The sequence below is a fragment of the Micromonospora sp. NPDC057141 genome, assembly GCF_042670805.1.
GTDB lineage: Bacteria > Actinomycetota > Actinomycetes > Mycobacteriales > Micromonosporaceae > Micromonospora.
This window is the reverse complement of the sequence record NZ_JBHUVA010000023.1, coordinates 14,255-27,454: the sequence shown is the minus strand read 5'-3', so window position 1 is coordinate 27,454 and position 13,200 is coordinate 14,255. Positions and strand designations below refer to the sequence as shown.

Annotated in this window: 12 protein-coding genes; 2 read left to right on the top strand and 10 right to left on the bottom strand. The window is 73.9% G+C overall.

What is annotated here, in order from left to right; genetic code table 11:
• Positions 1 to 127: 127 nt before the first annotated feature.
• The 7 genes from manA to nfi form a co-directional block, all read right to left on the bottom strand.
• A complete protein-coding gene (gene manA, locus ACFT41_RS14930; protein WP_377583573.1) occupies positions 128 to 1,285 on the bottom strand; it encodes a mannose-6-phosphate isomerase, class I in 1,158 nt (385 codons plus the stop codon).
• A 2-nt stretch (positions 1,286 to 1,287) separates the two neighbouring features.
• Complete coding sequence (locus tag ACFT41_RS14925; RefSeq protein ID WP_377583571.1) at positions 1,288 to 2,316, bottom strand: cation diffusion facilitator family transporter; 1,029 nt, start codon at positions 2,314 to 2,316, stop codon at positions 1,288 to 1,290.
• Between the two features lie 28 nt (positions 2,317 to 2,344).
• A complete protein-coding gene (locus tag ACFT41_RS14920) occupies positions 2,345 to 3,541 on the bottom strand; it encodes an SIS domain-containing protein (protein WP_377583569.1) in 1,197 nt (398 codons plus the stop codon).
• On the bottom strand, positions 3,538 to 3,723 hold the full coding sequence (locus ACFT41_RS14915) for a Trm112 family protein (protein WP_377583567.1): 186 nt from the start codon (positions 3,721 to 3,723) through the stop codon (positions 3,538 to 3,540). Before ACFT41_RS14915 ends, ACFT41_RS14920 begins: the two co-directional genes overlap by 4 nt.
• A 62-nt stretch (positions 3,724 to 3,785) precedes the next feature.
• Positions 3,786 to 5,171, bottom strand: coding sequence for a phosphomannomutase/phosphoglucomutase (locus ACFT41_RS14910; protein ID WP_377583565.1), 1,386 nt, complete (start codon positions 5,169 to 5,171; stop codon positions 3,786 to 3,788).
• 68 nt (positions 5,172 to 5,239) lie between these two features.
• Entirely contained in the window at positions 5,240 to 6,334 is a 1,095-nt protein-coding gene (locus ACFT41_RS14905; protein ID WP_377583673.1) for a hypothetical protein, read from the bottom strand.
• 120 nt (positions 6,335 to 6,454) lie between these two features.
• Positions 6,455 to 7,141, bottom strand: coding sequence for a deoxyribonuclease V (gene nfi / locus ACFT41_RS14900; protein ID WP_377583563.1), 687 nt, complete (start codon positions 7,139 to 7,141; stop codon positions 6,455 to 6,457).
• Positions 7,142 to 7,298: 157 nt separating this feature from the next.
• Here nfi and ACFT41_RS14895 point away from each other — a divergent pair, with 157 nt between their 5' ends.
• Positions 7,299 to 7,817, top strand: a complete 519-nt coding sequence (locus ACFT41_RS14895) for a hypothetical protein (RefSeq protein WP_377583561.1) — start codon at positions 7,299 to 7,301, stop codon at positions 7,815 to 7,817.
• A gap of 49 nt (positions 7,818 to 7,866) precedes the next feature.
• Here the strand turns inward: ACFT41_RS14895 and ACFT41_RS14890 are convergent, their stop codons facing one another.
• A complete protein-coding gene (locus tag ACFT41_RS14890; RefSeq protein ID WP_377583559.1) occupies positions 7,867 to 8,598 on the bottom strand; it encodes a Clp protease N-terminal domain-containing protein in 732 nt (243 codons plus the stop codon).
• Between the two features lie 178 nt (positions 8,599 to 8,776).
• Here ACFT41_RS14890 and ACFT41_RS14885 point away from each other — a divergent pair, with 178 nt between their 5' ends.
• Positions 8,777 to 9,604 carry a DUF72 domain-containing protein gene (locus ACFT41_RS14885; protein ID WP_377583670.1) on the top strand — a complete coding sequence of 276 codons (828 nt, stop codon included), beginning with the start codon at positions 8,777 to 8,779 and terminating at the stop codon, positions 9,602 to 9,604.
• Positions 9,605 to 9,653: 49 nt separating this feature from the next.
• Here the strand turns inward: ACFT41_RS14885 and ACFT41_RS14880 are convergent, their stop codons facing one another.
• The gene (locus tag ACFT41_RS14880; RefSeq protein ID WP_377583557.1) at positions 9,654 to 11,069 is read right to left on the bottom strand and encodes a hypothetical protein; all 1,416 of its coding nucleotides are present in this window, start codon (positions 11,067 to 11,069) and stop codon (positions 9,654 to 9,656) included.
• Between the two features lie 852 nt (positions 11,070 to 11,921).
• Positions 11,922 to 13,154 (bottom strand): RCC1 domain-containing protein, encoded by a 1,233-nt coding sequence (locus ACFT41_RS14875; RefSeq protein ID WP_377583555.1) that lies wholly within the window; start codon positions 13,152 to 13,154, stop codon positions 11,922 to 11,924.
• Positions 13,155 to 13,200 lie beyond the last annotated feature (46 nt).

The window sequence follows — 13,200 nt, the reverse complement described above, 5'->3', positions numbered from 1 at the left end:
TCGGCCACCTCCGCCCACCATCCGTCGAGTCCCGCTGCTCCGCCCGCCCGCCTCGCCCGGGCCGAGAACAGACCGGGACTCCACCGGAAGTCGAGCCGCCCCACCGGGCCCGCTCAGCCCAGCCCGCTCAGCCCAGCCCGCTGGTGGCCACGTACGCCTCACCCTCGCCGTCGAGGACGAGCGGCCCCGCGTCGGCGGGACCGATCGCGGCCTGCCCCGGGGCGAGGGTGACCGCGCCCGTCCCGTCGTCGGCCGAGACCTTCCCGGCGCGGCAGAGCACCACCCGGGGGCCTGGCACCACGAGCCGCACCGGCGCCCCGGCCACGACCGCCCGGTGCAGCGCGAAGTCGTCGACCGGCACCGGCCAGCGCACCACCCCCGGCGACACCCGCTCCGGGGTCACCACCGGATCGCCGAGCACCTCGAAGCGCAGCACCCGCAGCAGCTCGTCGACGTCCACCCGCTTCGGGGTCAGGCCGCCGCGCAGCACGTTGTCGCTGGCCGCCATGATCTCCACGCCGGTGCCGCGCAGGTAGGCGTGCAGGTTGCCGGCCGGCATCCAGATCGCCTCCCCCGGCGCCAGCCGGACGTGGTGCAGCAGCAGCGCCACCAGCACTCCCGGGTCACCGGGATAGTGGGCGGCCAGCGCCCGCGCCAGCTCCGCGTCCGGCCCGGCGGCCCCCGATGCCAGCACGGCCGCCACCAGCCCCGCCCGGTCGTCCGCCGGCCAGCTCAGCAGCAGGCGGACGGCCTCCCGCAGCCCCGCCGTGCCCTCGTGCAGCGCCGCCACCACCGGCTCCAGCGCCCGAACGCCGAAGGCGGCCAGCGCCGCAGCCGACGCCGCCGGGTCGCGGAAGCCGCACAGCGCCGCGAACGGCGTGAGCGCGACCAGCAGCTCCGGCTTGTGGTGGGGGTCGGCGTAGTTGCGCTCCCCCACCGGCCGCGCCGCGTCGGCCGCGTACCCGGCGCGGGCCTGTTCCGCGTCAGGGTGCGCCTGCAAGCTCAGCGGGGCCTCGGCGGCGAGCACCTTGAGCAGGAACGGCAGCCGGGTGCCGAACCGCCGCACCGACCGCTCGCCGAGCCAGCGCCCCGGCTCGGCCGCCAGCACGTCGAGCAGGCTCACCGACTCGCCGTCGCGCTGCACCCTGGCCGGGGCGCCCGGGTGGGCGCCCAGCCACAGCTCGGCCTCCGGGCCTTCGCTGGGCACGGCCCGCCCCTGCAACCCGGCGATCGCCGAGCGGGAACCCCAGGCGTAGTCCCGGATCGGGCCGTGCAGCGGCTCCACGGTCAGCTCCCGGCGTGCGACTCGTCCGCGCCGGTCACCATCGCCGCCTGCGGCGCGGCGGCTTCGGGGGTGGCGGCGGCGGTGTGCGCGGCGGCGCCGGTCCCGGCCCGCTGCGCGGCGGCGGACCAGATGTCCGGCTCCAGGTAGATCACCCGGGCGACCGGGACGGCCGCGCGGATCCGCGCCTCGACGGCGTTGATCCCCCGGGCCAGTTCCTCGGCGCTCTCGCACGCCGGCACCGCGATCTTCGCGGCCACCAACAGCTCCTCCGGGCCCAGGTAGAGCGTCTTCATGTGGATGATCCGCTGCACCTCCGGGCCGTCGGTGACGGCGCGCTCGATCGTCGCCACGTCGGTCGCCTCGGCGCCCTCGCCGAGCAGCAGGCTCTTGGTCTCGATCGCCAGGGTGACCGCGATGACCACCAGCAGGACGCCGATCATCGCCGTGCCGGCCGCGTCCCACATGCCGTTGCCGGTGATCAGGGTCATCCCGACGCCGAAGAGGGCGAAGACCAGACCGATCAGCGCGCCGAGGTCCTCCAGCAGCACCACCGGCAGCTCGGGGGCCTTGGACCGGCGGATGAACCGCACCCAGGACTGGTTGCCCCGGATGAGGTTGGACTCCACGATCGCGGTGCGGAAGGAGAAGCTCTCCATCACGATCGCCGCCACCAGCACGACGACCGGCACCCACTGCCAGCTCTCGATCGGGTGCGGGTCGGCCGCCTTGTGCCACGCCTCGTAGAGCGCGAACAGGCCGCCGACGCTGAACAGCACGATGGCCACGATGAACGCGTAGACGTAGCGCTCCCGGCCGTACCCGAAGGGGTGCTGCGGGGTGGCCTCGCGCCGGGCCCGCCGCCCGCCGAGCAGCAGCAGGCCCTGGTTGCCGGAGTCGGCCACCGAGTGGATCGACTCGGCGAGCATCGACGAGGAGCCCGTCAACAGGAACGCGATGAACTTCGTGACCGCGATGCCGACGTTGGCCAGCAGGGCCGCGACGATCGCCTTGGTGCCGCCGTTGGCGCTCACGCCACTCCCCGTTCGATGCCGCACGTGCTCACTGGTTCGCCAGCTCCTTCATCTCGGTGATGGCCGGAACCGCCATCGGATCCAGCCCGTGTGCCAGGGCGAGGTAGACGGCGGCGAAGTCGGGCACCGCCACCAGCGAGGCGAGCCGCTCCAGCGCGGAGCCGCCCTCGGCGGTCACCACGTCGCAGCGGACCCCGCGCCGCTCGGCGAGGGTCTGCACGGCGTCGGCCCGGCGCTCCTCGACCGCGAGCGGCTCGTCGGTGTCGTCCTCGGCGTTGAGCCCGCCGTCGCGCAGCAGCACCAGCCGCAGCCGGGTGCCGTCGTCGTCGGCCTCGCCCGGGTCGGCGAAGATGTCCCGCTGCCCCTCGGCCAGCCCGCCGAACACACCGTCGAGCAGGCCGACGCGGCCCCGGCCGGCCTCGCCCAGCGCCCCGCTGACCACCGGGTAGCGGGCGTTGGCCGACAGGGTGTCGCCGAACCGGCGGGCCGCGACGGTGGCCAGCGGCGACGAGCCCCAGACGATCGGCACCGAGCCGGCCAGCCCCAGGGCCAGTGACTTCGCCGGGTTGACGAACGACTCGGCCGTGGGACGGCAGCGGTCGGCGTCGGCGTCGAGCCGCGCCGCCGTCTCCGCGAGATCCGCCTCGTTGACCTTCACGAGCCCGAGCGTACGGGCGGCGAGCAGCACCGGCACGGTGAGCGCCCAGAGGCTGGCCCGGGCCGGGGCCCGGCGGGGCACCGGGATGAACGGCGCCCGGGCCCGCTCGGCCACCGACTGCAACTGCGAGTCGGGCGCGCCGACGGCGACCAGCCGCGCCCCCCTGCGGTGGGCGGCCTCGGCCGCGCCGAGCGCCTCGGGGCTGCGGCCGGAGGCGCTGACCGCGATCACCACGTCGGCCGCGCCCACCCAGCCGGGCACGCCGGCGCTGCGGTGCGGGATGACCGGGACCGGGCAGCGCGGCCCGGCGACCGTGGCCAGCACGTCACCGGTACGCCCGGCGGTGCCGATGCCGGCGATGACGACCGCCCGGGGGCGGCCCTCGTCGGCGAGCACGGTGAGGTTGGCCTCCGCCGCCAGGGCGGCGGACTCCCGCACCTGCGCCCCGGCCGAGGCCATGAACCGCAGCATGCCGCCCGGGTCGTGCGCGGCGAGGGCGTCCGGGTCGTCCAGCAGGGACTCGTCGGCGTGCCGGTGTCCGCTGACCCCGGCCGTACCCTCCATCACGACTGCCGCGCGGGTCCGCCGCGCGCCTCGTCGAGCAGCAGCACCGGCACGTCGTCACGCACCTCGAAGATCCGCCCGCACTCGGTGCAGGTCAGCGTCTGCGCCCCCGCGTCGTAGTCGAGCGGGGCGTGGTGTGTGTCCGGACAGGCGAGGATCTCGAGCAACTGCGGGTCCAGGGCCACGGTGCGGCTCCTTCCACGGGTGCGTATGCGGCGATCGGCGGTGCCGGCCGGCGCAGGGGATCTTATCGGCGAACCCGGTCGAGCACCTCGTCGCGGAGCGAGATCATCCGCTCCTCGGTCGGTGCCTCGACGTTCAGCCGCAGCAGCGGCTCCGTGTTGCTGGCGCGCAGATTGAACCAGGCGCCGTCGGGAAAGCTCAGGGTCAGCCCGTCCAGCTCGTCGGCCGACGCCTGCGGGTACGCGGCCCGCACCTGCGCGATGCTCGCCGCCTGGTCGGCCACCGTGGAGTTGATCTCGCCGGAGGCGACGTAGCGCTCGTACTCGCGGGCCAGCTCGGACAGGGGCAGGGCCTGCTCGCCGAGCGCCGCGAGGGCATGCATGGCGGCCAGCATGCCGGTGTCGGCGAACCAGAACTCGCGGAAGTAGTAGTGGGCGGAGTGCTCGCCGCCGAAGACGGCGTTGGTGCGGGCCATCTCGGCCTTGATGAAGGAGTGGCCCACCCGGGTGACCACCGGCTCGCCGCCGTGCTCGCGGATGATCTCCGGCACCGCGCGCGACGTGATCGGGTTGTGGATCACGGTGGAGCCGGGGTGCTTGGCCAGCTCGCGGACCGCCACCAGGGCGGTGATCGCCGACGGGGAGACCGCCTCGCCGCGCTCGTCGACCACGAAGCAGCGGTCGGCGTCGCCGTCGAACGCCAGCCCCAGGTCGGCGCCGTGCTCGCGGACGGCCCGCTGGAGGTCGACCAGGTTGGCCGGATCCAGCGGGTTGGCCTCGTGGTTGGGGAAGGTGCCGTCGAGCTCGAAGTAGAGCGGCACGATCTCCAGCGGCAGCGCGGGCAGCACGGTGTCGCCGAGGACGCTGGGCACCGTCCAGCCGCCCATCCCGTTCCCCGCGTCGACCACGACCTTCAGCGGCCGGATGCCGGACAGGTCGACCAGCTTGCGCAGGTGGGCCGCGTATTCCGGGCGCAGGTCGCGCCGCTGCGTCGGCCGCGTCGGCGTGCCGGCCGGGCGGGCGGCACCGGAGTCGAGCAGCGCCTGCGCCCGGTCCCGGATCTCGGCCAGGCCGCTGTCCTGGCCGATCGGGCGGGCGCCGGCCCGGCACATCTTGATGCCGTTGTACTGCGCCGGGTTGTGGCTGGCGGTGAACATGGCCCCGGGCAGCCCGAGGGTGCCGGAGGCGTAGTAGAGCATGTCGGTGGAGGCGAGGCCCAGCTCGATCACCGAGCGCCCCTCGGCCCGGACGCCTGCGGCGAACGCCTCCGCCAGACCCGGCCCGCTGGCCCGCATGTCGTGCGCGATCACGACCGCGTCGCCGGGCTCACCGGCGGCGGCGAGCACCTGACCGAAGGCGACGCCCAGGGCCTCGGCGACCCGTTCGTCCCATTGGTCCGGCACCGTCCCACGGACGTCGTACGCCTTCACGATCCGGGACAGATCAGACACGCGCTTCGCTCCTTCGCCGCAGGTCGTCAACGCCCTGAGCGTATCGGAGCATGGGGACGCGGCCGGCCTCAGCCGGGCAGGCGCGGCATGATCGTCGTCGCGTCGCCCCCGCCTGCGGGCGCGGGGGGCTCACCCGGCCCAGGTGCGCCACCGTCGGCGGGATACGTCGCGCCGCCGCCGTGGACCCCGCCGCCGGGCGGCGGATCGGCCGGAGTGCCGGGGCGGGAGCCGTACACCCCGCCCGACGGTGGCGCGGCCGGCCGGCCGTACACCCCGGGGGTCGGCGGCCCATGGCCCGGCGGGGGCGACGCGGGCGTCCCCGACCGGTAGGTGGTGCCGCCGGGGTTGCGCGGCAGGGGGATGCCGGAAAGGGCGTCCCGGTCGTCGGCCGGCTGCCGGTCGGCGCGCGACCGGCGCACCAGCAGCACGATCAGGCCGACGCCCAGCACGACCAGGCCGACGCCGAAGAGCATGATCCAGGACAGCCCGCCGGAGCCCTCCTCGGCCGCGGCCACGGTGCCGGCCCCGCCGGCTTCGGCGGCGACGGCGGCCAGGGTCGGCTCCCCGGCGGTCGGCGCGTCGGTCGTGGGCTCGGCCGTCGGGCTCGGGCTCGGGCTCGGCGACCGCGACGGGCTGCGGCTCGGGGTGGGCGACGGGCTCGCGGCCGGCGACCCGACGACCCGGGCCGTCACGGCGCCCCGGCCGATGGCCCGGCCCCGCCCGTCGACCGCTTCGCCGACCACCGTGAGCCGGCCGCCGGGCGCCCCCGCCGCGAAGGCCAGCCGGTAGCGCATCGTGACGCCCTTGCCCTTGCACAGGGTCGGGTTCGTCGGGGCGGACCGGCCCGTGGCGACCGCTCCCCCGCCGCCGGAGACCGGCACCGGGACCCAGCGGCCCTCCAGGTTCACCTGCGCGGTGACCTGGTTGGCGGCGAGGCCGGCGAGGCTGAGGCCCAGCCCGGTGCGCAGCACCACGCAGCCCTCCGTGCGCTTGCGAACCTCGACGTTGACCGCCCCCGGCGAGCCGCCCGGCCGGAAGCTGTCGGTGGCGCGCACCCGCACCGAGTCACCCTCGGCCAGGGCCGGCGACGCACCGGCGGCCACCAGGCCGCCCAGCATCACGCAGACCGCCGCGAGCCGCGTCGCGTGCCGACGTAGCGCCATGATCACCGCCGTTTCTCCCTACCGGGTCCGCGGGTCAGGTTACTACCGGCCGCCGACCCCGGCTCGGCACGGAAAGGAGGGGCCCCCTGTTAACGCATACGGTAGAGAGGGGTTCCCTTCTCACACCCCGCTGCGGCCGGCGAGTGCCGCACGGCAGAGCCGGTCGGCGGTACGGGTGGTCTCCGGCAGCCGGTAGCGCGGGGTCAGCGCGAGCACCCGCGCGCACGCGTTCGCCAGCCCCATCCGGTGCCCGACGCTGACGAAGACCGGCTTCACCCCGTCCCTGGTACGCAGCACCCGGCCCACCACCTCCCCGCCGTCGCACAGCGGGGACCAGGCGCCGCGCGCCACGGCCGGCGGCTCCCACCGGCCCACCAGCGGCGTCTTGCCGACCCCGATCGCCGGCAGGCCGGTGACCACGCCCAGGTGGCAGGCGAGCCCGAACCGGCGGGGATGGGCCAGCCCGTGCCCGTCGCAGACCAGCAGCTCCGGACGGACGGTCAGCAGGTCCAGCGCCGCCAGCAGGGCGGGCAGCTCCCGGAAGGCGAACAGCCCGGGGACGTAGGGGAACGCGGGCCGGCCCACGCTGACCGCCTGGTCCACCACGGCCAACGTCCGGGCGTCCAGCACCGTGACGGCCGCCGCGAGCCGGTCGCCGCTCTCGGCGTACGCGACGTCGAGGCCGGCCACCGTCGCGGGCGCGACGGGTCCCGGTCCGGTCAGGTCCGCGAGCGGTCGCAGCCGGTCCTGTACGACGAGCGCCTCGGCCTCGGTCCGGGGCGGCGGGGCGGCGACCGGGCTGTCCACCCCGTGATCGTAGGCGGCGCCCCGCGACCACCGGCCCGGTGTGCCGGCCGGCCGCCGGTGCGCGACACACCCGTTCGGTCCAGCCCGGCCTTTCGCACACCTGTCGGGTAATTTCTTCTGGTCCGACAACCGGTCATCGACAGGAGAAGCTCCGCGCATGGGCAAGAAGACGATCCAGGTCTCCGACTTCAGCGGCACCGTTCTGCGGCCGGACGACGAGGTGGTCCGCGTCGTGGTGCTGGAGCACCCCGATCTGGTCGCGGGGCCCGTGCAACTGGATGCCACCGCGACGGAGGTGGAGAGCATCGACGACGCGGCCCTGGACGTCGCGGTGGTCGAGATCCACGACCGGCACGGCGGCGGCGAGCCCCGCCGGGTGGTGCTGACCGCCAGCGAGTTCGACGCGATGGCCACCGACGTGCCGATGGCCCAGTTGCTGAAGACCGCCGAGCGGGTGCGCCCGCCGAAGGCCCGCAAGGGTGCCGAGAAGGTCGACTACGGCACCATCGAGCACGCCGGCAAGCCGCACCGGGGCCGGGTCACCGAGGAGGAGGCCCGGCTGGTCCGGGAGCGGCTCGACGAGGTGAACAAGCGGCTCGCCGACGCCGGCATCCGGCAGGTCGACCCGGCCGACCCGGAGCACGCGGCCCGCTACGGCTTCCCCGCCGCCGACTGACAGCCCCCTACGTCGGGCACGCACCCCCGTGGCGCGTGCCCGACGCGGTTCAGGCCCCCTTACGGACGATCTCGGCCAGCGCGCCCTCCACGGCGGACTCCACGGCGCCCTTCTCCAGGCCGAGCCCGCCGAGCACGCCGTCACCGCCCTCCTCCTCGATCAGGGCGAGCAGGATGTGCTCCGTACCGACGTAGTTGTGCCCCATGCGCAGCGCCTCCCGGAACGTCAGCTCCAGGACCTTCTTGGCCCGCCCGTCGAAGGGGATCAGGTCCGGGACCTGGGCGGCCTTCGCCGGCAGGGTCGCGGTGACGGCCTCCCGGAGCCGCTCCAGGGGTACGCCCCGGGCCGCGATCAACGCGGCCGCCAGTCCCTCCGGCTCGGCGAGCAACCCGAGCGCGACGTGTCCCGGGGTGATCTCGGCGTTGCCGGCCGTGCGCGCCTCCTCCTGCGAGGCCAGCACCACGTTGCGGGCGCGCGGGGTGAACCGGCCGAACCCGGCGCTCGGGTCGAGCGTGGCGGCGGTCTCCGCCTTGGCGACGGAACGCTTCTGGGCGGCCTGCTTGCTGACCCCCATGCTGCGGCCGATCTCCGTCCAGGACGCGCCGGAGCGGCGGGCCTGGTCGACGAAGTGGCCGATGAGGTGGTCGGCGATGTCGCCGAGGTGGTCGGCGGCCACGACCGCGTCGGCGAGCTGGTCGAGCACGTCGGGGCGGGCCTTCTTGATCCCCGCGATGAGGTCGTCGAGCCGGACTGAACTGGGAAGTTGGGCGTATTCCGTCATTCGTCAACCATAGGTTGACGCAGCTTGGCCGTCAACTCTTGGTTGACGATTTCATCCCATCGCGTCGGTACGAGCACGGTCTGGACCAACTGCCGCCCCTCCCCGAGGCGGACCAGGAAGACCCTGACCGCCGCGCCCGGATAGGGTCGGGCCCATGCGGCTGCACGTGGGATGCGCGATGTGGGCGCACCGGTCGTGGCAGGGTCGCTTCCTGGCGCACCCGCTGCCCGCCCAGGAGCGCCTGCGGCACTACGCCGGCTGGTGCGACGCGGTCGAGGGAAACACGACGTTCTACGCGACCCCGAGCCGGGACGCCGTGGCGTCGTGGGCGCGGCAGACCGGGCCCGACTTCCGGTTCGTGGTCAAGCTGCCGAAGCTCATCACCCACGAACGCCGCCTCGCCGACGCCGACGCCGAGCTCCGCGCCTTCCTGGACGCCATCGAGCCGCTCGGGCCCCGGGCCCACGCGCTCTGGGTCCAGTTGCCGGGTTCGTTCGGCCCCGCCGACGTCCCCGTGTTGGCCCGCTTCCTGCGCCGGCTCCCCGCGTCCCACCGGCACGCCGTGGAGGTCCGCCATCCCGCGTTCTTCGCCGACGCCCACGCGGCGCGGCTCCTCGAGGAGGCACTCGCCGGCACCGCCGCCGAGTGGATCCCGTTCGACACCACCGCGTTCTTCGCGGGCCCGCCGACCAGCGACGCGGAGCGGGAGGCGTGGACCAGGAAGCCGCGCCTGCCGCTACGGACCCGCGCGCTGACCGACCGGCCGATCGTCCGCTACCTCGGCCGCGACGACCCCGCGCGGACCGTCGAGGGCTGGCGACGCTGGGTCGACGTGGTCGCCTGCTGGCTGCGCGAGGGCCGCTCGCCCACCGTGTTCGTCCACACCCCGGACAACGCCGACGCGCCCGCGCTCGCCCGCCGCTTCCACGACGAGGTGCGCGGGCGCGTGCCCGGGATCGAGGCGCTACCCGAGCCGGTGCCGGTCGAACCCCTCACCCTCTTCTGAGGTCCCGTGGGGCTGCCCGGCACCTGCCCGGGCAGCCCCACGGATTCGCTCACCCGGCGGGGGTCAGCTTGATCAGCTCCCAGCCACCCTCCGGCACGTCGTCCGTCGGGTCGGTACGCAGGTTCATCGGGTTGGCCATCCCGAGGTACAGGGTCGAACCGTCGGCGACCATGGTGCGGAAGCCGTAGTTGAGGTAGTTGCCCAGCCCCTTCGTGTCGACCGCGGTGGCGGGCCGCCGGCTCGACTCGAACACGTGCAGGTCGCCGCCGTAGAGTTCGGGGTCGATCTCGATCGGGTCCAGCTCGTCGCCCAGCCCGCGCGCCGCGTTGGCGAAGCCCATCTGCCTCGCGGCCTCGGGCACCAGGTCCTTCGCGAGGTAGCTCCAGTCCATCGTGCCGACGAACAACCGGCCGCCGGCCACGGCCATGGTCCAGGTGTAGTTGGTGTAGATGTTGCCGAACCCGATGTGGCCGTACTTCGGACGGTAGCCGGTGGAGGTCCACTTCCAGGCGCCCGCGCCGTCGTTCGCCGCCGGGTCGTACGCCGGCAGCCTCGCCTCCCCGTAGAGCAGCTCCACCTTCGGCCGGGTGGTGTCGAACCGCTTGCCCCGGAAGATGCTCACCGCGCGCTGGGAGTTCTCCAGCGTCGCCCGGGCCGCGGTCTCGTCGGCCGGCGGGTACAGCTCAGCGACCACGCTCGTCGACTTCATCGGAACGTGCATCGTCCCCCAGTAGAGGTAGCCCTGGTAGGACATCAGCGCGCCGAGGCCGTACGTGCCGGCGATGACCGGGTCCGGCTCGTAGGAGGCCGCGCTCCAGACCTGCTTCCAGCCGGCGGTGTCCTCCTCCGTCAGCCCTGGCGCGCCGTCGGCCAGCGGCGGGCTCATCCAGACGCCGGCGACCCCGGGGTTGGCCTCGTCGGTCGGCGTGACACGGGGACGACCCCAGCCCGTGCCGGCCGCCGAACGCGCGGCGAGCGATCCGCCGGTCGCCGCCGACCAGGTGCTGACGAAGACCCGGCCGTCGTGCTCCGTCAGGTCGGCGATCTGCGCCGGCAACTGGCCGACCTCGACGAAGTTGAACGGGTTGGCGCGGTCACCGGCCCACCGCAGCATGTACCCGCCGTCCCGGCCGTTGGTGCCGACCCCGACGCCCGCGTAGAGAACGTCGCCGGCCACGAGGAAGTGGCGGATGTTGCCGTACTTGGTGAAGTTGGCCGAGCCGAGGTAGTCGCCGGTGACCGTGTCGAACGCGAACATGTTGACCGTCTGCCCGAGGGCCGGCCCGGCGAGCAGGACGACTCCCTGGTGCGTCCCGCCGGCCCGCAGGCCCAGCGTCCTTCTCAACCTGGACGCGTCATCGGGGGACGCGTTCATGATGGCGCCGGTCTTCTCCGCCTGCACTTTGGAGGCCAGGTCGTAGACGTACACCCGCGGCTGCCGGTGATCGCCCACGTTTGTCGGCATGGTCGGATTCTGTACGACAATCTGACTGTTCGCGAACTCGCAGACATAGTCGTCATTAATTCGCGGAGTCGGCAGGGAGAGAGTCGACCCCGTTACGATGCAGTTAACATTTGCCCCCGTGCCGAACCACAGGCGATTGTTCGCCTGGGCGAGCGACCACACGTATGCCTGGTTGACCTTGGCCTGTCCCTGCTCGCACGGCGGGCCGGCCGGATAGGGCTGCCCAATTCCGGCGAAGCATTCGTCGGGAACCGCCTTTCCGAGCAACTCGTGCTCGAACGTCGTCGACGCTCGCGGCAGCAGCCCCGGCACCCCGGGAACGGCCGCCGTGGACGGCGCAGCGGCAAGAACCGGCAGGACGCCGAGTGCGACGGCGGAAAACAGCCGCCATCTAGACATTCTGGGCCGTTGCATCATTGCCCTCTCTCTCAACACAATCTCTTCGTCGTGATGCATTGACGATTACCGAGCACAACGAAAGCGGCACCCACAGTGATCGGAGGGTCGCAAATCGGGCGCAGCAAACGTCGCCGGCACCACTGCCGGGAGTCCGACAGAAATCCGGCTGAATGATAAGAATAGATAGCCTACTCGGATTCCGAGCGCCCACAGCGTACCGCCGCCGACTGCTCCTGTCAGCCGTCCCCCCGTGGACGCGAATGGCGCCGGCGAATGCCCGACCGGTTCGGGACAACAGAAGAAGGCCCTGGCCTGGTGATTCACACCAGGCGAGGGCCTTCCGCCGGTACGCCGCCCCGACCGGACCGGGGCCGCAGCTCGCGCCCGTGCCGTCGACCCGGCTGCCGCCGACAGAGCAACGGCGCGGGCCGACGGCACGGCGTCGGGCGGCGGTCAGCCCGGCAGGACCACCTGCGCCGGGGCCGACCGGTTGGTGGTGGTGCCGTCGCCCAACTGCCCGGAGATGTTGTTGCCCCAGCACCACAGGCCGCCGTCGGCGCGGATCGCGCAGCTGTGGTACGTGGCGGCGAAGCCGTCCGTCCAGTTGGTGGCGGTCCCGACCCGGGTCGGGACGTTGCGGTGGGTGGTGGTGCCGTCGCCCAACTGCCCGGACGTGTTGTTGCCCCAGCACCACAGGCCGCCGTCGGCGCGGACCGCGCACGACGAGTCGACGCCGGCGTCGACCCTGGCCCACGTGGTGACGTTGCCGACCTGGACCGGGGTGGTCTGGAAACCGGTGGCGCCGCCCAGCTGGCCGTACCCGTTCTCGCCCCAGCACCACAGGGTCCCGTCGGCGCGGACCGCGCAGGTGTGCGCGTACCCGGTCGTCACGCCGGTCCAACTGGTTGCGGTCCCCACCTGCGTCGGCGTCGACCGGTAGCTCAGGATGCCGAGGCCGAGCTGCCCGTCGGTGCTGTCGCCCCAGCACCACAGGGTCCGGTCGGTACGGACGGCGCAGGTGTGCGCGTATCCGGTCGCGACGCTCGCCCAGTTGGACGCCGTGCCGACCTGCAGCGGGCTGGTCGTCCAGTAGGGAGACGCACCGGTGCCCAGCTGCGCGTTACGGTTCAGGCCCCAGCACCACAGGGTGCCGGTGGTCCGGACGGCGCAGGTGTGATTGGCGGCGACGCTGACGTTGGCCCAGGTGGCGTCACCGACCCGCACCGGGGCGGTCCGGCTCGTGCTGGTCCCGTCACCGAGCTGCCCGTTGGAGTTGCCGCCCCAGCACCACAGGGTTCCGTCCGTGCGCACCGCGCAGGTGCTGCTGGTGCCGGCGTCGATGTGCGCCCAGGTGGTGGCGTCACCGACCCGCACCGGGGCGGTCCGGCTCGTGGTGCTCCCGTCACCGAGCTGGCCACTGTGGTTGTCGCCCCAGCACCACAGCGTCCCGTCGGTGGGGATCGCGCAGGTGTGTGCGTTGCCCGCGGCGACCCGGGAGACCGGCGGGGCGGCGAGCGAGGCGTTCAGCGATCCGCGCTCGGTGGAGCCGACGCCCGCGACGGCCGCGCCCGCCGTGGATCCGATCGCGAGCGCCGCGATCCCGATGGCTGCCGCCGCCGCGACGACGGCTGTTCTCGCTGCCCGCCCCCATCGCGCCCACCGGCGACCGTCCTGATGTTCGTTCATGTCCTGCTCTCCCCAGAAAACGTCGATTCCTGCACGGCGGAGGCGG

Bases quoted from the DNA above. Each gene is read 5' to 3' on its own strand.
- ACFT41_RS14905 (WP_377583673.1), bottom strand. From the start codon at position 6,334: ATGGCGCTACGTCGGCACGCGACGCGGCTCGCGGCGGTCTGCGTGATG.
- ACFT41_RS14895 (WP_377583561.1), top strand. From the start codon at position 7,299: ATGGGCAAGAAGACGATCCAGGTCTCCGACTTCAGCGGCACCGTTCTG.
- ACFT41_RS14890 (WP_377583559.1), bottom strand. From the start codon at position 8,598: ATGACGGAATACGCCCAACTTCCCAGTTCAGTCCGGCTCGACGACCTC.
- ACFT41_RS14885 (WP_377583670.1), top strand. From the start codon at position 8,777: ATGTGGGCGCACCGGTCGTGGCAGGGTCGCTTCCTGGCGCACCCGCTG.
- ACFT41_RS14880 (WP_377583557.1), bottom strand. From the start codon at position 11,069: ATGCCGACAAACGTGGGCGATCACCGGCAGCCGCGGGTGTACGTCTAC.
- ACFT41_RS14875 (WP_377583555.1), bottom strand. From the start codon at position 13,154: ATGAACGAACATCAGGACGGTCGCCGGTGGGCGCGATGGGGGCGGGCA.